Source organism: Streptomyces sp. NPDC097617 (assembly GCF_044761485.1).
Taxonomy (GTDB): domain Bacteria; phylum Actinomycetota; class Actinomycetes; order Streptomycetales; family Streptomycetaceae; genus Streptomyces.
In genome coordinates, this window is sequence record NZ_JBIWCL010000017.1 from 97,632 (window position 1) to 116,888 (window position 19,257).

The following is a 19,257-nucleotide window of genomic DNA, read 5'->3' on the forward strand; positions in this document are numbered from 1 at the left end:
CGGGAGCCTCCGCACCCGACCAGTTCCACGGACAGAGAGTCGGTCGACCGTTCCCGCGAGTTCCCGGGAACAAGGAGGAAAGAAGTGACGGATCCAGCCATGAGCCACCCCTTGGACAGACAACAGCCCTTGGAGGCAACTGAGTTGTCACAGCGGATCGACCGGTTCGTCCGCGACCGGGTGATCCCCCGGGAGGCGGTGCTGGACGGCGGCGGCCCCGCCGCGGCCGACGCGCTGGCCGAACTGCGGGCGGGGGCGAAGGAGGAGGGCCTCTGGGCCCTGCCGCTGCCTCTGGAACTGGGCGGCGGCGGGCTGGACTTCCGTACGTACGCCGGGCTGGCGGAGGTGGAGGGGGCCAGCGACCACGGTCCGGCCGCGCTGGGGTCCGCCCCGCTGCTCGACGTGACGATGCTGGCGCGGCACGGTGGGGCCGCGGTCCGCGAGGCCTATCTGAAGCCGCTGGTCGCCGGGGAGATGCGGACCTGCTACGCCATGACCGAGCCGGACGTTCCCGGCACCGACCCGTTCGGGACCGGTACCCGCGCCGAGCCCGGCCCGGACGGCAGTTGGCTCGTCACCGGCCGCAAGTGGTTCACCTCCGGCGCCGCCGGGGCCGACCTCGTGACGGTCATGGCCCGCACCGGCGGGAGCGCCGGTGACCGCGAGGGGCTGTCGCTGCTGCTCGTGCCGACCGCCTCGCCCGGCTTCCGTATCGTGCGCGAACTCCCCGTCCTCGGTGCGGGAGGCCAGTACGAGATCGCACTCGACCGGGTCCGGGTCCCGGCCGACCACCTCCTGGGCGGGCCCGGGGACGCGCTCGCCATCGCCGGCGAACGGCTGGCGCTCGGCCGTACGCTGCGCTGCCTGCGCTGGCTCGGCCAGGCCCGGCGGGCCTTCGACCTCATGTGTGAGCGGGCGGTCGCCCGCAACGGGTCCCGCGGGCCGCTCGCCGACCAGCAGCTGATCCAGAGTCATGTCTTCGACGCCCTGCTCGCCCTGCGCACCACCCGCCCCCTGGTCCACGAGGCGGTGGCGCTGATCCACGCCGGGCGGGACGCGCGTACGGAGGTGGGGCTCGCCAAGGTCGCAGCCGCGCGCATGCTCCAGCAGGTGGCGGACTCGGCCATCCAGGTCCACGGAGCCGCCGGGCTCGGCCCGGACACCCCGCTGCCCGCGCTCCTGCGCACCGGGCGCGCGGCCCGCATCCTCGACGGCCCGGACGAGCTGCACATCACCTCTGTCGCCCGCCGCGTGCTGCGCGCGTACGGATCGGGGGACCAGCGATCCTAGACCTGTGTGATGTCGACGATCCCGTGCAGGGCGGCGAGGCCGAGGGCCAGGAAGAAGTCGCCCCAGACGAGTTCGTGGCGGACCGCCAGCCCCTTGCCCGCGTCGTAGCAGCCGTCCAGCAGCATCCCGGGCGGGCGTCCGGAGCCCTCGCCGCTGAGGTGGCTCACCACCAGACGGCCGAGGATCGCCTCGGCCCGCTCCGCGCACGACGCCGCCCGGGGGCCGGGGACACGGGCGAGTTTCAGCAGGGCGACCGCGGTGATCGCGGCGGCCGAGGTGTCGAGCGGCCCGTCCGGCCGGGCGGCGTCGGCCGCCGGCACCAGGAAGCCGTCCTGCCCGAGCAGGAGTTCGACAGCCTCGTCGAGCCGGGCGGGGGACGCGGCCGCGGCGAGGTCCGGGCGCAGCAGGGCGTCGGCGACCGCCAGCAGCAACCAGGCCCGGCCCCGGCTCCAGCCCGGCGGCGGGTCGGCGCAGGGCTGCCAGCCCGCGCCCGGCTCGAAGCGCAGGGCGGGCCGCAGCGTCGCAGGCTCGGCGCCGAGGCAGAGGTCGAGGTGGTGGCGGAGGTGGGCGGCCGCGGCGGCGACGCCCAGCGGTCCGGCGCCGGCCAGCAGCGGTACCGTCCCCGGCACCCCGTCGACGCGGGCGAGCAGCCGGGGCCCGCCGAGGGCGCCTCCCCAGGGGACGAGCCCGAGTTCGCGGTCGTGGGCCGACAGAAGGGCCCGGGCGGCCCGGGCCCGGAGGGCGGCGGCCTCGGCGTCGTCGTCGGCGGGAGCGGTCCCGTACCAGAGGATGAGGCCGCGGGTGGCGGTGTCGGCCGCCGCCCACGGTGTGAGCCGGGCCGTGCACACGACAGCGGCGCGGCGGTCGGCCTCGTCGCCGGTGTACCGCGCCCGCAGCCGGAGCAGGCCCGCCCAGAACCCGCCGGTCCATGAGCCGCGCCCGGTGGTCGTCCACCGCCCGTCGTCCGGGTCGGCGTACAGCGGGAAGCGGGGGCCGACGGCCTCGGCCGTCACCGCCACCCGCTCCATGACGGCGGCGAGGGCCCGTCCGGTGCCGGTCCCGTACGCGCTCATAGCGCGGCCCGCGCTCATACCGCGGCCTCGCGCCGGTCCCGTACGGCCCAGAGGAACGCGACGGCTCCCGCCGCCGCGAACTCCGCCGCCACCAGCAGCCAGCCCGGCCCGTACCGCCCGCTCTGCGCGAGCAGGCCGAACAGCGGCGGGCCCACGGCGAATCCGCCGAAGAACCCGGCCGCGACCAGCGCCGAGTCCTGCCCGGCCCGGCCGGGGGCGGCCCGCTGCATGACCAGCACCATCGAGACGGCATTGCCGGAGACCGCGAACACGCCGACGGCGATCGCCCCGACCCACACCAGCGGGCCCGCCGCGAGGGCGGCCGCCAGCAGCACCGCCGCTCCCAGGGCCCCGCAGGCCAGCCAGCCGGGGAGCCACTCGGCCCGCCCGGGCCGGGCCGCCTTCGACCAGCCCACCCGGCCCGCGATCCCCGCCACGCCGAGTACGGCGACCAGGGCGGCCGCGTCCGTCGGCCCCATGCCGAGGCGCTGCGCGCCGAAGAGCGCGAGATAGGTGTTGACCGAGGCGATGCCGGCGCCGAGGAACAGCGAGAACACCGCCAGCCAGGCCACCATGCCCCGCGGCACGAGAGTCGTACGGGGCCCGGCGGGCGGCGGAGCGGGGTCGGCCGGCAGCACGCGCAGCGCCCACAGCCCGGCGAGCAGGGCGGCGGCGGCCCCCGTCCAGACCGCGCCGCGCCAGCCGATGCCGCCCGCGAGCAGCGCGAGCGGCAGTCCGGCCGCGAAGGCGCCCAGCTGCACACCGGACTGCTTGAGCCCGGTCACTGCGCCCCGCCGGGCGGGCGGGACGGCGCGCAGCACGGCCTTGTTGGTGGCCGGGTTGGCCAGTGCCTGGGGTACTCCGCCCAGTGCGACGGCGCCGAACAGCAGACCGGCGCCGGGCGCGGCGCCGATCAGGGCGAGGGCCGCCGCGGAGACCAGCAGCAGGACCACGAGCGAGCGCCTGGGGCCGATCCGGTCCACGATCCGGCCGCCCGCCGGGGACAGCACGGCGGCCGTACCGAACCCGATCGTGGTGGTCAGCCCCAAGACCGCCGGAGTTACGCCGAGTTCGGTCACCAGACGCGGGCCGAGCGCCCCGAGGAGGAACAGCTGCAACATGGAGAACGCCATGGCGCAGGTGAGGAGCGCGGTCAACTGCCGCCCCGCCCCGGCGTCCTTCTCCGTCGGCGATGCGGTCGCCGTCCCCTCCGCGGCCACGAAGTCTCCCTTCCCGGGACGTTGCGCTCTTCGACCGAGCGGGTAGTCAGTCGGATGGACGGGCGGAGCGGTTCCCCCGGTCCGGTGTGCCCTGCACCACAGGAGGCGGGCGGTCCCCGCCATGACACGGCGGGACGCGGGAACTTGTCCGGAAGTGCGCACCCTGATGTGCGGCTCGAGCGGCCGGTGCAAGGATGAGACCTCCATGAACCCGGTCCGCTGTTTACGCGCCTTGAGGGCTGCGATGTTCGCAGCCCTCTGTGTGCTGCTCGCGGCCACCGGCCACCTGCTCATGTCGGGTGCGGCGGTGCCCTGGTGGGCTCTGGCCGTCGCCTTTCCCGCAGCCGGGGCGACGGCGTGGGCCCTCGCCGGGCGGGAACGCGGACTGCTCGCCGTCACGGCGGCGGCCGTCGCCGTCCAGACCGCGCTGCACACCGCTTTCACCCTGGCCCAGTCCTTCCTTCCGGCTGCCGCGACGGCCGGATCCGGGCAGATGTCCCGGCCGCCGCCCGGCGGCGGGATGCCGGAAGCCGCTGCTCCCGTGCATCACGGGATGCACGGGACGGCTGACGCCGCGTCCGCCCTGACCGTCACGATCGGGGCGAGCGGCGCGAGTGGCGGGCCGCTGCCGGGCGGGATGCACGAGGCGGCCGGGATGTCACCGACCGGCATGCTGGCCGCCCACCTCCTGGCGGCCGTGCTGTGCGGGCTGTGGCTCGCCCACGGCGAGCGGGCCGCCTTCCGCGTGCTGCGCGCCGTCGCCTGCCGCCTCCGGACTCCGCTGCGCCTGCTGCTCCGTACGGCTGTCCCCGCGCGCCGGCCGTCCGTTCGGGTGCGCCGGAGCCGGGCCCACCGCGCACCGCGCCGGCTGTTCCTCGTCCACGCCATCACCTCACGGGGCCCGCCCGCGGGAACCGCTGTCCTCTGACAGCTGGTTCCCCGAGCCGCGTCCGCGACCGCTCTCGCACCCGTACGCCGCGCCTCGGGCATCGGCCCTGCCTTCCGGCAGGCCGTCCTCTTCACCGGCCCCGCCCGCTCGCGGGCGCCGGACACCCCTTGCCCGTAAGGACCTTTGGCGATGACTGCTGCCCTGACGACCCCTTCCTGTACCGCCGGCAACCGGCCGGCCCGGCGCACCGCCGACTCCGACGCGGAGGTGACCCGGCTGGCGCTGGACGCCCGGGACGGCGATCCCGTGAAGACCGACCGGTTCGTGCGTGCGCTCCACCGCGACGTCTGGCGCTACGTGGCCTACCTCAGCGCCGACACCCAGGCGGCCGACGACCTGACCCAGGACGTCTTCCTCCGCGCACTGGCGAGCCTGCACCGTTTCGAGGGCCGTTCCTCCGCGCGCACCTGGCTGCTGTCCATAGCCCGCCGCACGGTGGTGGACAGCCTCCGGCACGCGGCCGCCCGGCCGAGACTCTCGGACCGCTGCGACTGGCAGACGGCCGCCGAGCAGACCCAGCCGTACGACGTCCCGGGCTTCGAGGACGGCATTGCCCTGGCGGAGCTGCTCGCCGGTATCCCGGCCGAGCGCCGGGAAGCCCTGGTGCTCACCCAGTTGCTGGGGCTCTCCTACGCCGAGGCGGCCACGGCCGTCGGCTGCCCCATCGGTACGGTCCGCTCCCGCGTGGCCCGCGCCCGCATCTCGCTCATCGCGCTCCTGACGGACACCCATGCGGCCCAGCCGGCCCCGGAGCCCGCGGCCGCGCGGCCCGACCAGGCCCCCGCGGCCCCCCGGTCGGCGGGCGAACGCATGCTCATGGCGGCGGCGCTCGCCTGATCCCGCAGCGGTACGGGAGACCGGGCCGCGGGGCGCCTACGGCGAGCCGCCGCCGGGCGCTGGAACGCTTTCTCCCGTACCGCTGCGCCTCCCCCGCCCCCTACGGGGCCGCCTCCGGCGCGCCCGTAGGGGGCGGGGGAGGCGGATCCGGGCGCGCCGCTCGCGTACGGGGTGCGCAACCGCGTACCGGGAGAACCGAATCCCCCTCGCCGCCGTCCCTACCGATGAGCGCGGGCGAGCGGTGCGGTTGCGGCGCGTCGCCGTGCCGCACGGCTGGATCCCGACCTGTGGTGGCCTCGCGACAGCCCCGCCGGGGGCCGGGCCGGCGGGCCGACCGTCCGGCTCCGTCCATGCCGTGACCTGGCCTTCGACCGGCTCGTGGACACGTTCGGCACCCGGTCGCGGCGCGGTTCGCGGCGGCATGACGGCCGGGCGCGCGGACATGCCGCGGCGCCGCCCGGCCGGATGGGCGGACGCGCGGCAAGATATCAGCCTTCCGCGGAGTCGCCGGGATGTTTATCCGATGGTGATGTCTCCTCGCAGCGGCGGCGCGCCCGGCACTAGCGTCCCGTCACACCCCGGGAATGCGGGTGTGCACCGCACGGCTTGTGCGGCCCCTCCTGCCCCGCCACCCCCTCCCGGCCCTTGGAGCGAGGAGGCACAGTGCTGTCAATGCGGCGGAGATCCATCAGCGGCTTGTCGATGGCCACGAGATACACGATCGGAAGCGGCCTCGTCATCAGCGCCCTTGCCCTCACGCTGATCGCGCTGCTGATACCCGTGGACAGTTTCGGCAGCCGCGCATCGGCCGCCGTCACGGGTTCCGCGGACGATGACGACGGCGGTGGCACCGTGAGCACGGCTTACGGACCACTGACGGCGGCGGACCGGGACTTCATCCGCAAGGTCCGCCTCGCCGGACTGTGGGAGCTGCCGGCCGGCCGCCAGGCCCAGCAGCGCGGGTCCAAACCCGCGATCAAGACGGCCGGCCAGCACCTCATCGACGGCCACACCGAACTGGACCGGCAGGTCATCCAGGTCGGTCAGGCCCTCGGTGTCGATCTGCCCAACCAGCCGTCCGCGCAGCAGCAGGACTGGCTGGGCCAGATGAACCGTGCACGCGGCGAAGAGTACGAACGACTGTTCGTGCAACTGCTGCGCCGAGCCCACGGAAAGGTGTTCGCCCTGCTGGCCGGGATTCGGGCACAGACCAAGAACTCCATGGTCCGAGCCCTCGCCTCGTCCGCCAACAACACGGTTCTGGACCACATCACGGTCCTCGAAGACACCGGACTCGTCGACTTCGACGCGCTCTCCGACAATGTCCAACCGACGAAGTGAAGTGATCGCATGAGTAAGAACGGCCACAAACGCCCACGGCTGTCGAACAAGCTCCTGGGCGTGATCGCCGCGCTCGTACTGGGCGGTGGCGGGGTCGCCGTCGTCACCGGAAACGCGTCCGCGGGCCAGTGGGGCAACCGTGCGCAGGAGATGACAGCGACCATCGACTGCCCCGACGTGGGAGAGAAACTCACCGCGGTCCCCGAACAGGCCAAACCCGAGGTAGACGCGAACCTCGCCAAACTGGACTCCCAGGTGGCCGACGCTTACCGGCGCCTCGCCGCCGGCCAGGCGAAGGGCGACGCCGCCCTCCTCGGCAATCTGAAGGAGCAGCGCGACAAGACGATCAAGGGCATGACCGACGCGATGGGCCGCGCCGGCCAAAACCCCGCGGAACTGCAGGCCCTGAGCGCGTGCACCATGAAGCAGGCGCCCGCCGCGGACGACGCCGCGGCAGCCGCGGCGAGCAAGGGCGAGCAGGGCGTCGCCGCTCAGGCCGCCGGCCAGAAGGGCGGTCCGGCCAAGAGCGACTTCGTCAACATCACCAAGATCCGGCCGAATGTGAAGAAGCCCGCGGCCGGCGCGGGCGCCTCGAAGGGGTCCTTCACCTCGCAGTGCGGCCGTAACGAGAACGGCCACTTCAACCCCGACAACGTCATCGTCGCCCCCGGCGTCTCCAACGGCGCCCACCACATGCACGACTACGTGGGCAACAACTCCACCGACGCCTTCTCCACCAACGACAGCCTCGCCAAGTCCGGCACCACCTGCGGCAACGGTGACCAGTCCAGCTACTACTGGCCCGTGCTGCGTCTGCGCGACGGAAAGGTGGAGCGGGACGCGAAGGCGCCCGGCGGCGGCCAGGACGGCAACGTCGGCACCATCCTCCAGCCGAAGCAGGTGTCGATCAGCTACAAGGGCAGCCCCGTCGGCAAGGTCACGGCGATGCCCCGCTTCCTGCGCATCATCACGGGTGACGCCAAGGCCTTCACCAACGGCACGGCCAACGCCAACGCCTCGTGGAGCTGCACCGGATTCGAGAACCGCCAGCTGAAGGACAAGTACCCGGTCTGCCCCAAGGGCAGTGACGTGGTGCGCTCCTTCACCTTCCAGAGCTGCTGGGACGGCAAGAACATCGACAGCGCCAACCACCGGTCCCATGTGGCCTTCCCCGACAAGAACGGCCGCTGCCAGAACGGCTTCAAGGCCATTCCGCAGCTGGTGATGAGCCTCACCTACGGGGTGGCGCCGGGCGCCCGCTTCGCGGTCGACAGCTTCCCCGAGCAGTTGCACAAGCCGGTGACCGACCACGACGACTTCATCAACGTGATGTCCAACAGCCTGATGAACAAGGCCGTGGGCTGCATCAACGAAGGACGCACCTGCCGCTGATCCGCGACTGAACACCCCTTGACCCCCGGGCCGGACGCTCCCCCTCCTCCACCACCACCGCGTCCGTCCCGGGTCAGGTGTTGGCCCGAAGCCGACTTCGGGCCAACACCGCTCGTGTGTACGGCGCCCCGGCGTCCTGACCGCGTCCGGCCCCCGTACACACCGAACAGCCCGGCCCGGCCCCGTGAATACGGGGCCGGGCCGGGCTGCTTGCGGTTCTGTTCTGCTCTCTTCTCTTCTGTTCTGTTCTGTTCTTTCTGTGGTGCCCGGTGCGGATTCGGTTCGGACTCGGTTCGGTGCTGCCTACAGGCCGTTGACGCGAGCCATCCGGCCGACGACCAAGGGGGTGAAGTCGGCTTGGATGACGCGGGCGGCCCTGCGGCCCACCCGCGAGTGCTGACGCCGTACCTGCGCCATCAGCCGGCGGCTGCGCAGGGCCATCTCCAGCTCGAAGCGGGTACGGGGGTCCCGCAGGCCGGTGCCGAAGAGCTTCTCCAGCTGGCGCATGCGGTATCGCACGGTCTGCGGGTGCACACTCAGGGCCTTGGCGGCCTCGGGGGCTCCGCCGCCCTCGAGCCAGGCGAGCAGGGTCACCTCCAGCCGCTCGCTCTGGCGGGGGGTCAGGTCGGCCAGCGGGCGCAGCCAGCGGGCGGCCAGTGCGTGGGCCAGCGGCTCGTCCTGGAGCAGCAGCAGGGTGGAGAGGTGGTCGTCCACGAAGACGGGCCGCATCTCCAGACCCGGGCGGGCGGGTGTCAGCGCGGACAGGCGCAGGGCCCAGCGCAGCGAGGACGCCGTGTCGCGCAGGGGTACGGCGTGGCCCACGGCCGCGAACCGGCCGCGCAGCACGTGCTCCAGGGGAGCGCGGCTGTCCGGGTCGTTACTGGGGACGAGCAGGCACGGACGGCCCGCGAACATACCGACGAGGGCGTGGTCCAGTGCCGCGGCCAACTGCTGGGTCTCGCCGGGCGTGGCCGGCACGATGGCCCGTACGGCCGACGGGAGGGGCCAGCCGGCCGCCTCCGCGAGCTCGCTGAGCGACATCTCGGATGCGGCCCGGTCATCGGTGAGGGTGTTGAAGAGGTCCTGCCGCGCCTGGTCCATCTCCCGGACACCTTCGTGCCGGGCGGCGAGCCGCGCTGCGCGCAGGCCCACGGGTCGGGTCTCGCGCACACCTTCGTTGCGGGCCTCGCACAGGCCCTCGTGCCGGCCCTCGTGCGTCACCTCGCACTCCTCCCGGGCCGCGAGCCCGGGTTCGATGCCGGACTCGGTCCCGGATGGGGACCCTTGCCCGGCCTTGGTCTGGAACTTGTTCTCGGCCTTGACCTGGTTCTCGATCTCGTCCTCGCTCTCGGCCCGTTCATCGTGCTCGTCCGGTGCTTGTTCCCGGGGTTGTTCCTGGTAGCCGAGGACGGTGAGGAGCGCCTCTTCCACTCGCTGCCGGAACAACTCGTCATCAATGGCATCGTTGTCATCGATAAGTGCGGAAAACTCCGGAATTCCATGCAGAAGCTCCTCCACTATCTCGGCGGCCAGCGCGGGGAGTTCCCGGCGCAGGACGCGCGTCCACTCGCCACGTGGGCGGGACCAGATGCGGTTCAGAAGTTCACACATCGTTTTCCTCGTTCGTGCCGGGGTGAGGCCTGTCCGGGGAAGAGCGACAAGCCCGCCGAGGTTGCCCCCCGTGCCAACATTCCTGTCTGACTCGGGAGTTGCGGCCCTCGTACTCCCTCCTGGAGAGGTCCGACCACTTACGGTCCCGTTCTTTTGCTTTGTCTTTACCGTCGGGGATGCGTAGGTGACGGGCGGCGCGGTGGCCTGTCGCAACCTCCGCTGGAGGGGAATCTTCCGGTGTTGTTCGATGCGCCGGAGACGCGGTGAGAGAAATTATCACGTTTCGATAAATCCTGTGGAGCTGCTGTGCAGCTCCACGATGCTGCTGCACTCCGGCCCCACGTTCCCTCGGCCGGCGCGGAGTTTCACAGCGCTGCCGGGCACGACGACAACGACCCCCGGGTGCCGAGCGCCAGGTGGAGTGCTCGGAGCCCAGGCGCACAGGAGAACTGGATGCCCCTGCCCCAGCCTCATATGCCCAGCTCACACAGAGCCCGCCGCAGGAGCCGCCACGCGGCAGCGGCTTCGGCGGCCGGAAGGAGGGCCGTCCGGCGGCCCTCCCTCCTTTCCGCGCCCGGAAGGGTGAGTCCCGCCGTGCTCTGCGCGGCGGGCGCGGCCATCGTGGCCATCACCGTGGCTGCCCGCGCAGGCGCCTTCGCCCAGCTATGGGACTTCCTCGACTTCGGGGCGGGCGTACTCTCGCTCGTCTCGCTCACCGCCACAGTCCTGTGGGGGCTGGCCGCGACCGACCGGGTGATCCTGGGTTCGGGACACCGGCTGGTCGCCCAGGCGGCGCACCGCGGCCTGGCCGTGTCGGGCCTCGGTTTCCTCGCCCTGCACATATGGGTCAAGATCGCGGAACAGCGGACGAGCGCGTCGTCCGCGCTCATCCCCTTCACGGACGACGCCCGGCCCGTTCTGGTCGGACTCGGCACCCTGGCCGGATACCTCTTCATCGCGGTGGCCATCTCCGGCGCGGCGCGCAGCGTGTTCGCCACCAACCGCCGCTCGATGCTGTGGCGCGCCCTGCACTTCGGCGCCTATCCGGCATGGGGCGCCTCACTGGTGCACGGACTGAAATCGGGCCGTGCCGCCGACACCTGGGTCACGGCCGCCTACGGGCTGGCCCTGCTCGGTATCGTCGGCGTGCTCGTCCTGCGTGTCAGGACCCGGATCCGCTACGCGGCCTCCCTGCCGCCCATCCCCTCGCCCGTACCCCAGACGCCCGTCAAGGCCACGGTCCCCCGGCCGAGGCGCGCGCAGCGCCCGGCAGCGGCGGCCGTGACCGCGAGTCCCGCACCGCCGCCCCGAGTCGAACAACAACCGCCCCGCACCGCCGTGTACGCATCGAGTCGGGCCGCGGACGGCGAGGGCTTCGCCACCCGAGGGCGGGAAATGTGAGCGGCGACCCGCGCCCCAGCCTCGGCTGCGTGGGCGCTCCCCGGCTGCTGGCCGGACTCGACCAGGCCGCGCGGCTCGACCGCGTGGCCCATTTGACGACACACGGCCAAATGCCCCGCTACCGGCCGGAGGAGCTCGTCGACCTCGCGGACAACATCGACCTCCGCGGCCGCGGCGGGGCGGGCTTCCCCTTCGCCCGGAAGCTGCGCGCCGTCATGCGCTCGGCACGCGCCGGGGACGGGCAGACCGCCGTCGTCGTCAACGGCAGTGAGGGCGAACCGAGCTGCCTCAAGGACACGGCGATGCTGCTGCACGCCCCCCATCTGGTACTCGACGGAGCCCTGCTGGCCGCTGCCGCGCTGAACTCCGAGGACGTCGTGGTGGGCGTCACCCGCGGGGACGTGGAGCAGTCGCTGCGGGAGGCCGTGGCGGAACGCGGCCCGGCCGGACGCCGGGTGCAGATCACGCGGCTGCCCGAACGCTTCGTCACCGGAGAGGGAACAGCGCACGTGAACGGTCTGAACGGCGGGCCCACGCTGCCTTCCGGACAGAAGATACGGACCAGTGAGCGGGGCCTGAACGGCGTGCCCACCCTGTTCTCCAATACCGAGACCTTCGCCCAGCTCGCCGTCGCCGCCCGGCTCGGCGCGCTGGACTACCGTACGACCGGCCTGCCCAGCGAGCCGGGCACCGTCCTGCTGACCGTCGCCGGCACCACGGTCGTCGAGACGCCGAGCGGGGCCGCGCTGTCCTACATCCTGGAACTGTGCGGCACCGACCCGGGCCAGGGCGTCCTGGTCGGCGGCTATCACGGCAAGTGGCTCGATCCGGCGTCCGCGCGCGCCGCCGAGGTGTCACGCGAGTCCCTCGACCGGCTCGGCGCACGGCTGGGGGCGGGGGCGGTGCTGCCGCTGCCGCTGGACACCTGTCCGGCCGGCGAGGTGGCACGGGTGACCCGCTGGATGGCCAAGGAGTCGGCCGGCCAGTGCGGCCCCTGCGTACGGGGGCTGCCCGCCATGGCCGACGTACTGGAGGACGCCATCCGGGGTGGGGGCAGACCCGCCCTCGAGATGCTGGAGCTGCGGATGAAGGCGGTGCTGCGGCGCGGTGCGTGCAGCCATCCCGACGGCACCTCGGCCTTCGTCGCCTCGGCGCTCAGGACCTTCCCGGACGAGTTCCGGGACCACGCGCTCGGCAGCGGTTGCGGCAGGCGGGTGCTGGGCGCCCTTCCGCTGCCCGAGGACGACGAGAGCCCGGAGCGGCTGATGGTCGACTGGACCCTGTGCAAGGGGCACGGGCTGTGCGTGGACGTGCTGCCCGACGTCGTGCGGCTCGACGTGGACGGCTTCCCGGCCGAGGCCTCCATGGCCGTGCCCCGCCAGCTGCGGCAGAAGGCCCAGCGCGCGGTGCGCCGCTGCCCGGCCCTCGCGCTGCGCATCCAGGACTGAACCAATGCCCCGGGTTCAATGTTGGCGCGATATGACAAATTCCCAGGGATATTCGCTCCCGCCGGTCCGGGCCCCGTATCAATTATCCGGGGCAAGAAACGCGGAACCGAACCTGAAGGAGAGATCGTGAAGAAAATGCGTCGCGAGATATTCGCCGTGTCGGCGGTCGCGGTACTGATGATGACGGCCGCATGCGGAAGCTCGGACAATTACGGGGGAAAGCAAACTTCAGTTCAGCCGGTGGGCGACAGCAAACAGGCCGGTTCCGCCGCCGACATCTACGGAAGCGGCGCCGGCGGCGCCGCCGTCCCCGCGGGCCAGCTCGGCAAGACCGGCCCCGCCGGCCAGATGAAGGTGAGCGAGATCCAGGGCCTGGGCGCCGCGGTCACCGACAGCGAGGGTTTCACGCTCTACCGGTTCGACAAGGACACGCCCAAGCCCCCCAAGTCCAACTGCGAGGGGGACTGTGCGGCGACCTGGCCCGCGGTGGCCGCGGACGGCGCCACGGTCAGCGAGGGCATCGACGCCGCCCTCCTCGGCTCCGTCGACCGCTCCGACGGTACGAAGCAGCTCACGCTCGCCGGATGGCCCGTCTACCGCTACGCGAAGGACGCGAAGGCGGGCGACGCCCTCGGCGAGGGTGTGGGCGGCACCTGGCACGCGCTCGGCCCGGGCGGCAAGCCCGCGGGCAAGGGCGGGGCCGGCGCGGAGAAGGAGGAGAAGAAGGAGGACGAGAAGCCGGCGGCGGAGGCGAAGGCCACCGGACTCACCGCCGTGCAGAACCCCGAGCTCGGAACCCTCGTCGAGGACGCGGAGGGCAAGACGCTCTACCGGTTCGACAAGGACAGCGCCTGGCCGATGAAGATCGGTTGCGTGGATGCCTGCACGGACACCTGGAAGCCCGCCAAGCCGGTCGACAAGGCAAACGTAAGCGGAATCGCTCCTGAATTGATTGGAAAGGTGAAGCGACCTGACGGCAGCGAGCAATTGACCATCGACTGCTGGCCCGTCTACACGTTCACCGGAGACAAGGAACCCGGTGACACCACCGGGCACAACAACAAGGGTCTGTGGTTCGCCATCACCGACAAGGGCAAGAAGGCGAAGGTCGTCAACTAGGGCGTAGTGCCGCGCACCGGCCCCTCCCCCCCGAAAACGCGTGGTGCCCGGGTACCTCCCCGCCCGGGCGCCACGATCCCTCCCCGCTCAGCCAGAGAGGTCGTCATGCCGTCCACCGACCGCCGCCCCCGCCGCGCCCGGCGGACCCGCCTGTCCCTTCCGGCCGTCGCAGCGGCGTGCGTCGCCGCGCTGCTGTGCGGTGGCTGCGCCGCGAAGGCGTCGGCGCACCACACCTCGGCCGGCGCGCAGGAGATCAAGGAGACCGCGGCGGCGACGCCCTCGAGCCCGGCCCCGCCCTCGACCTCGATCGAGCAGATCGCCACGGCTATCGGCTGTACGGCCGAAGTGAACGTGGAGGTCGAGGAGTTGCGCCAGGCCGGTTGCGAGGCCGGGCAGGTCGTCTACCGCATGGTCACCTTCACCGCGGAGAAGGGCCTGCACTCCTGGCTGACCGAGGCCCGGATGTACGGCGGCATGTATCTGGTCGGGGACCGCTGGGTCGTGACCGCGCAGACGCAAGACGCACTGACGGTGCTGCGCGGACGGCTCGGCGGTGACCTGGAGGCCGGCGACACCCACGGCGAGAGCCACGCCCCGACCGAGGGCGAGACCCACGAAGGCGGGCACTCCGGCCACTAGAGCCGGTCCGCGCCCCTTCCGCACGCCGCAGTCGGCCCCCGGTGCACAACCGGGGGCCGACTGCGGCGTGTCGGCCACGTGTCCTGTTGTCGGCTCGTTCGTGAGGAGCACAGGGCACGACCCCTCGGGATGATTCGGCAGCGCTCGACGTGCAACAAGGTGGACGCGTAAGCGACTTCACCGAAAGGAACGGCTCCGTGCGCCTGAAACGCCTCGCACCACTGCTCGCCGCCGCCGGACTCATCGCGACCTCCGTGCCCCTGCTGACCGCGACCCAGGCCTCGGCCGCCCCGGCCCCGGACCACCTCCGGCAGAAACCCGCCTGGCACCGCTGCAATCCCGAACTGCCGGCCTCGTACGAGTGCGCGACGCTCAAGGTCCCGCTCGACTACCGGCGTCCCGAAGGGCGCACGATCGACCTGGCGATATCCCGGATGAGGAGCGAGAACCCGGCCAAGCGGCACGGAGCCATGCTGCTGAACCCCGGGGGCCCGGGCGGTTCGGGGCTCGATCTGCCGCTGCTGATGAACGAGGCGATGCCGAAGGACGTGCGGGAGGGCTACGACCTCATCGGCTTCGACCCGCGCGGGGTCGGCGCCAGCAGTCCGATCACCTGCGGGCTCACCGACACCGAGCAGAGCATCGACCGCGCCTACCGTCCGGAGAGCTTCGGCTCCGACGTGGCGTGGGCGCGCACGGTCGCCGACAAGTGCCGGGAGAAGGCCGGTTCGGTACTGCCGTACATCACCACCCGCAATACGGCCCGGGACATGGACACGATCCGCGCGGTGCTCGGCGAGCGCAAGCTCTCGTACCTGGGCTACTCGTACGGGACCTACCTCGGCGCGGTCTACTCGCAGATGTTCCCGGACCGTACGGACCGCTTCGTGCTCGACAGCGGTGTGGACCCGCAGCGGATCTGGCGCGGCATGATCCAGGTCTGGGCCACCGAGGCCGAGCCCGCGTTCACGCGCTGGACGCAGTGGGCGGCGCAGCGGTCGGCGGAGAACGGGCTGGGCGAGACCCCGAAGGCCGTGTCCGAGACCTTCTGGGGGCTGGTGGCGCGCGCCGACAAGGAGCCGATCGAGCTCGACGGCATGAAGGTCGACGGGGACATGATCCGCTCCGCGCGCGGGGTGTTCTTCTACCCGGCACAGGCCACCCCGATGGTCGTGGCCCTCAAGGCCGCCGCCGAGGGCAAGCCGCTGCCCGCCGGTGCGACCGCGACGCAGCTCAAGCGGCAGCTGGCGGGCGACGCGGCGGCCGAGCCCGCCACGGACAACGGCACCGCCGTGTTCTGGGCCGTGGCCTGCGGGGACACCGGCAGCTGGCCCCGGTACACGGAGCAGTACGAGCGGGACGCGGCCAAGGACAAGGCCAAGTACCCGCTGTACGGGGACTTCGCGTCCAACATCAAGCCGTGCGCCTTCTGGGACCGGCCGGTCGAGGCGGCCACGCCGATGAACAAGAAGGCGAACGTGCTGACGGTGCAGAACGAGTGGGACTCGCAGACCCCGCTCGTCAGCGGCCAGGGCCTGCACCGCGCCCTCAAGGGCTCGCGGATGGTGCTGGCGGCGGGCGGTGAGGGCCACGGCGTGTACCTCTTCGACCCCACCTCCTGCGCCAACGCCCCGGTCAACGCGTACCTGACCACGGGTCGGCTGCCCGCCCAGGACGTGACCTGCCAGAACCCGCCGGCCGCGGCCCAGCGGCAGGATTCGGCGGCGCCGTCGAAGCCGCTGCCGTTCCCGTCGGGCCCCGGCCGGTTCTGACACGGTCCAAGGCCGGCGCACGGCCCGACCGGCCACGGCCCGCAGGCCCGGCTCGAACCGCCTTCCGCGCGGAATCGAGCCGGGCCGTCCGTTTGCCGGGCTCAGACCATGATGAGCAGACGGGTCTTCGGCTTGAGCTTGCGGTTGACCGACCGGCTCTGCACATACACCTCCAGCTCGGGGTTGCACCCCGCCTTCACGGAGACGGTGCCCCGGATCCCTGTACCGAACAGGAGGCTGCGTGCCGCGTCGCCCGTGTAGGCCCGGTCGGTGCCCTTCTCGACCACGATGACCTCCTTGTCGGGCTGCACCTGGACCCGGGTGCCCAGCTGGTAGTAGCAGGCGCCGCGGGCGTAGGTCACATCCGGGTGCGCATCGACGAAGGACCGGATTTCGACCTCCGCGTCGACCTCCAGGAGCCGGTACTTGTCGGTGGGCACCGGTTCGAGGTTCGCCCGCACCTCGTCGACCGAGATGTCCTGACCGACCGCGAACAGGTTCTTGGTGCCGCGCACGCCCTTCTCGCGGCCGCGCAGGAAGCTGGTGGCGGCAGCGCGCACGGTGCCGATCGCCTCCTCGACGCCCTCCTGGGAATCCGCGTTCCATATGGCGATGTTCCCGGCCGGGAAGCCGTAGTTCTGAGCGGTCCGCTTCGCCAGGGAGTTCGGTACGAGGATGGCGGACGTCCAGTGCTCCGGTAGCGCGCCCATCTTCGCCGCGATCCGGTCGAGCCAGGGGCCGAGGATGGCCATGTCTCCGTCGTGCCGCCGGTCGCCGCCCGAGGCGTTCTCCTCGCCGTCCGTCACGACGATCTGGAGGAAGCTGTGCTCGCCGTACTCCTCCCATATGTGGCCCAGGTCGTCCAGCGACTTCAGGGAGGCCTCGATGAGGGCGGTGGCGCCGTTGTTGACCTTGTAGAGCCCCCGCATGGACGGCAGGTGCTTCACGTCCATGTCCCAGACCAGATTCTCCACCCTGTGGTCGAAAGAGTAGAGGCTGATCCGGGTCTCGTGACCGAGGCTGTCCGATTCGGCCTTGAGGCCCGCCACGAACTCGTCGACGACACGAATGAGTTGGCCCTGGTGCTGCCGCATGGAACCCGAACAGTCGACGACCAGCGCGACGTGGTTGACCTTGTGCTGGATCTTGTTGGCGGACATGCTTCAGCTCCTTCTCAGTGGCTCCCCAGGTGATGAATCCACACTAGGGGGAGCCACTGACAACGGAGCTTGACGGACGATCAGAGCCCTGCCCGCCCGCTCCCGGCGGGACCGCGGGGCCGGGCGAGAGCCGCAGGCGTCGGCTCAGTCCGGGATCGAGGCCTCCGCGGCCGCCTTGATGCGGCGGCCGAAGTCGGGGGCGTCCTTGCGGGCCGCGCCGAGCGCGAGGCCGACGAGCAGCTTGCCGAGGCCGTGGCCCTCGAGGGTGTTGAAGATCCGGACGCGGGTGCGGCCGCCGGGGAGGGCCTCGAGGTCGTAGCCGCCCTCCGCGGTGACGAGGTTGCGGGTCTGCTCCGTCCAGCGGATCAGCCGCGGCGGATCGAAGCCGACGATGCGGAACTCGCGGCCGGTCTTCATCCCGGCGTCCTTGACCGTGCTGCGAAAGACCGTGCCGAGGGCCGTGGGGCCGTCCGGGGTCTTGGTGATCTCCTGGACCCGGGGGCTGAACTCGGGGTCGTTCCGCCCGTCCGCCAGGTAGGCGAAGACAGCCTCCACCGGCCGGTCGATCTCGATACGCGCGTCGAACTGTCCGGACATCTCGGCTCCTCGGGGTGGCTACCTGTGATCCACGATCCCAGAAGGCGACTCCACGCGCGCGCCGACGGCCCCACGGCTGCCCCGCAGAGGTGTCAGGAGCCCGCCCGCGAGGACCAGGAGACACAGCGCGCCGCCGGCCAGGCTGACCGCAGGAACCCCGTGATGGGCGGCCAGCAGGGTGAGCACGGCCGCTCCCACCGGGCCGGAGGCGTTGTGCACCGTCCAGAAGGCGGAGGTGACCCGTCCGAGCAGGTGGTCCGGGGTCACCTCCTGACGCAGGGTCATGGTGCAGATGCCGCCCAGGGTGATCCCGAACATGAAGACGGCGGACAGGGCGGCGATCACGGGCACGCTGCGGCTGACGCCCGTCACGGTCACCCCGACTGCGATCATCGCGATCGAGGCGAGCCAGCACGTGCCGAAGCCGAGGATCCGGCGCAGCCGCCCCGCGCCGAGCGCCGCGGCGACGGAGCCTGCGCCGCCGACCGCGATCACGTAGCCGAGGGTGGCCGCGTCCCGACCGAGGTCGTGCTGGACACGGTAGATCAGCAGGTCGGTGGCCCCCATGGTGACGAAGGTCAGCAGGGTGAGCTGGACGGTCAGCGGGCGCAGCAGCGGATTGCTCCACAGGAAGCGGAAACCGACGGCGAACATCTCCCGGAGCACCCCGGGGCCACCGGTGTCCGCGCGGTCCCCGGCGGGCCGGGCGGCGAAACTCACCCACCGCAGGCTCGCGGCCGAGACCAGGAAGGTCGCCCCGTCCAGGGCCAGTGCCCAGTCCGCGCCGACCGCGGCCGTCAGGAAACCGGCGGCGACCGGCCCGAGCAGGCTCCCGAGGGCGAAGGTGCCCATCAGCCGTCCGTTGGCGGCCGTGAGGTCCCGCGTACGGACCAGGTTCGGGATGGCCGTCACGTACGAGACGTCGAACAGCGTCTTGAGCACGGCGACCAGCGCGGTCAGCACGTACAGCAGCCACACCTGCGGCCCGGCGGCCCACCAGGCGAGCGGGACCGCGCCGAGCAGCACGGCCCGCGCCAGATCGCAGACGATCATGAGTCGGCGGCGGTCCGTCCGGTCGACCACGTACCCGGCGAACACGCCTGTACCGATGGAGGTGGCCCCGGAGATCACCGTGACCAGGCCCATCTGCACGAGGGATCCGGTCGCGTCCAGGACGAGCAGGGGCAGCGCGAGCAGCGAGATCGACCCGCCGAGGACGGACAGCGCCTGGCCGAGCCAGAAGACGTTGAAGTCCTTGTTCCGCCGCAGCGGCGGCCTCGGTCCGTGGGTTCCGGACTCCCCCGGACCGTTCCCCGCGATGCCTGCGATGGTTGTGCTCCCCCGTGCCGCGCGACCGCCGCCGTGGTCGGTCGACGGGTGCGAGCGTAGGCGAGCCGCGCGGCCGCCC

At 72.2% G+C, this 19,257-nt stretch carries 16 protein-coding genes; 10 read left to right on the forward strand and 6 right to left on the reverse strand.

What is annotated here, in order from left to right:
* Positions 1 to 99 precede the first annotated feature (99 nt).
* Positions 100 to 1,290: an acyl-CoA dehydrogenase family protein gene (locus ACIQZO_RS25285; RefSeq protein WP_403630007.1), complete on the forward strand. Its 1,191-nt coding sequence runs from the start codon at positions 100 to 102 to the stop codon at positions 1,288 to 1,290.
* On the opposite strand, the gene ACIQZO_RS25290 is transcribed toward ACIQZO_RS25285, so the two are convergent.
* Both ACIQZO_RS25290 and ACIQZO_RS25295 read right to left on the reverse strand, forming a co-directional pair.
* Positions 1,287 to 2,363, reverse strand: coding sequence for a sugar ABC transporter permease (locus tag ACIQZO_RS25290; protein ID WP_403630010.1), 1,077 nt, complete (start codon positions 2,361 to 2,363; stop codon positions 1,287 to 1,289). The genes ACIQZO_RS25285 and ACIQZO_RS25290 overlap by 4 nt on opposite strands.
* 14 nt (positions 2,364 to 2,377) lie before the next feature.
* The gene (locus ACIQZO_RS25295) at positions 2,378 to 3,583 is read right to left on the reverse strand and encodes an MFS transporter (RefSeq protein WP_403630013.1); all 1,206 of its coding nucleotides are present in this window, start codon (positions 3,581 to 3,583) and stop codon (positions 2,378 to 2,380) included.
* A 244-nt stretch (positions 3,584 to 3,827) separates the two neighbouring features.
* On the opposite strand from ACIQZO_RS25295, the gene ACIQZO_RS25300 reads away from it, so the two are divergent.
* From ACIQZO_RS25300 to ACIQZO_RS25315, 4 genes are all read left to right on the forward strand, one after another.
* A complete protein-coding gene (locus tag ACIQZO_RS25300) occupies positions 3,828 to 4,511 on the forward strand; it encodes a hypothetical protein (protein WP_403630016.1) in 684 nt (227 codons plus the stop codon).
* A 150-nt stretch (positions 4,512 to 4,661) separates the two neighbouring features.
* Positions 4,662 to 5,369: a sigma-70 family RNA polymerase sigma factor gene (locus tag ACIQZO_RS25305; protein WP_403630018.1), complete on the forward strand. Its 708-nt coding sequence runs from the start codon at positions 4,662 to 4,664 to the stop codon at positions 5,367 to 5,369.
* 702 nt (positions 5,370 to 6,071) lie between these two features.
* Positions 6,072 to 6,710 (forward strand): DUF4142 domain-containing protein, encoded by a 639-nt coding sequence (locus ACIQZO_RS25310; RefSeq protein WP_403630019.1) that lies wholly within the window; start codon positions 6,072 to 6,074, stop codon positions 6,708 to 6,710.
* A gap of 9 nt (positions 6,711 to 6,719) precedes the next feature.
* On the forward strand, positions 6,720 to 8,102 hold the full coding sequence (locus ACIQZO_RS25315) for a DUF1996 domain-containing protein (protein ID WP_403630022.1): 1,383 nt from the start codon (positions 6,720 to 6,722) through the stop codon (positions 8,100 to 8,102).
* Positions 8,103 to 8,405: 303 nt separating this feature from the next.
* Here ACIQZO_RS25315 and ACIQZO_RS25320 read toward each other — a convergent pair whose 3' ends face one another.
* Positions 8,406 to 9,713 carry a PucR family transcriptional regulator gene (locus tag ACIQZO_RS25320; RefSeq protein WP_403630025.1) on the reverse strand — a complete coding sequence of 436 codons (1,308 nt, stop codon included), beginning with the start codon at positions 9,711 to 9,713 and terminating at the stop codon, positions 8,406 to 8,408.
* A 582-nt stretch (positions 9,714 to 10,295) separates the two neighbouring features.
* Here ACIQZO_RS25320 and ACIQZO_RS25325 point away from each other — a divergent pair.
* From ACIQZO_RS25325 to ACIQZO_RS25345, 5 genes are all read left to right on the forward strand, one after another.
* Positions 10,296 to 11,114 (forward strand): hypothetical protein, encoded by an 819-nt coding sequence (locus tag ACIQZO_RS25325; RefSeq protein WP_403630028.1) that lies wholly within the window; start codon positions 10,296 to 10,298, stop codon positions 11,112 to 11,114.
* The gene (locus ACIQZO_RS25330; RefSeq protein ID WP_403630030.1) at positions 11,111 to 12,562 is read left to right on the forward strand and encodes an NADH-ubiquinone oxidoreductase-F iron-sulfur binding region domain-containing protein; all 1,452 of its coding nucleotides are present in this window, start codon (positions 11,111 to 11,113) and stop codon (positions 12,560 to 12,562) included. The genes ACIQZO_RS25325 and ACIQZO_RS25330 overlap by 4 nt, the downstream gene beginning before the upstream one ends.
* A gap of 135 nt (positions 12,563 to 12,697) precedes the next feature.
* Complete coding sequence (locus tag ACIQZO_RS25335) at positions 12,698 to 13,681, forward strand: SCO0930 family lipoprotein (RefSeq protein WP_403630161.1); 984 nt, start codon at positions 12,698 to 12,700, stop codon at positions 13,679 to 13,681.
* 105 nt (positions 13,682 to 13,786) lie between these two features.
* A complete protein-coding gene (locus tag ACIQZO_RS25340) occupies positions 13,787 to 14,320 on the forward strand; it encodes a hypothetical protein (RefSeq protein ID WP_403630033.1) in 534 nt (177 codons plus the stop codon).
* A 197-nt stretch (positions 14,321 to 14,517) separates the two neighbouring features.
* On the forward strand, positions 14,518 to 16,092 hold the full coding sequence (locus ACIQZO_RS25345; protein WP_403630036.1) for an alpha/beta hydrolase: 1,575 nt from the start codon (positions 14,518 to 14,520) through the stop codon (positions 16,090 to 16,092).
* A 101-nt stretch (positions 16,093 to 16,193) separates the two neighbouring features.
* Here the strand turns inward: ACIQZO_RS25345 and ACIQZO_RS25350 are convergent, their stop codons facing one another.
* From ACIQZO_RS25350 to ACIQZO_RS25360, 3 genes are all read right to left on the reverse strand, one after another.
* The gene (locus ACIQZO_RS25350) at positions 16,194 to 17,252 is read right to left on the reverse strand and encodes a VWA domain-containing protein (RefSeq protein ID WP_403630038.1); all 1,059 of its coding nucleotides are present in this window, start codon (positions 17,250 to 17,252) and stop codon (positions 16,194 to 16,196) included.
* 144 nt (positions 17,253 to 17,396) lie between these two features.
* A complete protein-coding gene (locus tag ACIQZO_RS25355) occupies positions 17,397 to 17,849 on the reverse strand; it encodes an SRPBCC family protein (protein ID WP_403630041.1) in 453 nt (150 codons plus the stop codon).
* Positions 17,850 to 17,867: 18 nt separating this feature from the next.
* The gene (locus ACIQZO_RS25360) at positions 17,868 to 19,178 is read right to left on the reverse strand and encodes an MFS transporter (protein ID WP_403630163.1); all 1,311 of its coding nucleotides are present in this window, start codon (positions 19,176 to 19,178) and stop codon (positions 17,868 to 17,870) included.
* Positions 19,179 to 19,257 lie beyond the last annotated feature (79 nt).

Excerpts from the sequence above, each read along its gene's own strand:
- ACIQZO_RS25285 (WP_403630007.1), top strand. The coding sequence starts at position 100 with ATGAGCCACCCCTTGGACAGACAACAGCCCTTGGAGGCAACTGAGTTG.
- ACIQZO_RS25290 (WP_403630010.1), bottom strand. The coding sequence starts at position 2,363 with ATGAGCGCGTACGGGACCGGCACCGGACGGGCCCTCGCCGCCGTCATG.
- ACIQZO_RS25300 (WP_403630016.1), top strand. The coding sequence starts at position 3,828 with ATGTTCGCAGCCCTCTGTGTGCTGCTCGCGGCCACCGGCCACCTGCTC.
- ACIQZO_RS25305 (WP_403630018.1), top strand. The coding sequence starts at position 4,662 with ATGACTGCTGCCCTGACGACCCCTTCCTGTACCGCCGGCAACCGGCCG.
- ACIQZO_RS25310 (WP_403630019.1), top strand. The coding sequence starts at position 6,072 with ATGGCCACGAGATACACGATCGGAAGCGGCCTCGTCATCAGCGCCCTT.
- ACIQZO_RS25315 (WP_403630022.1), top strand. The coding sequence starts at position 6,720 with ATGAGTAAGAACGGCCACAAACGCCCACGGCTGTCGAACAAGCTCCTG.
- ACIQZO_RS25320 (WP_403630025.1), bottom strand. The coding sequence starts at position 9,713 with ATGTGTGAACTTCTGAACCGCATCTGGTCCCGCCCACGTGGCGAGTGG.
- ACIQZO_RS25335 (WP_403630161.1), top strand. The coding sequence starts at position 12,698 with ATGCGTCGCGAGATATTCGCCGTGTCGGCGGTCGCGGTACTGATGATG.
- ACIQZO_RS25340 (WP_403630033.1), top strand. The coding sequence starts at position 13,787 with ATGCCGTCCACCGACCGCCGCCCCCGCCGCGCCCGGCGGACCCGCCTG.
- ACIQZO_RS25350 (WP_403630038.1), bottom strand. The coding sequence starts at position 17,252 with ATGTCCGCCAACAAGATCCAGCACAAGGTCAACCACGTCGCGCTGGTC.
- ACIQZO_RS25355 (WP_403630041.1), bottom strand. The coding sequence starts at position 17,849 with ATGTCCGGACAGTTCGACGCGCGTATCGAGATCGACCGGCCGGTGGAG.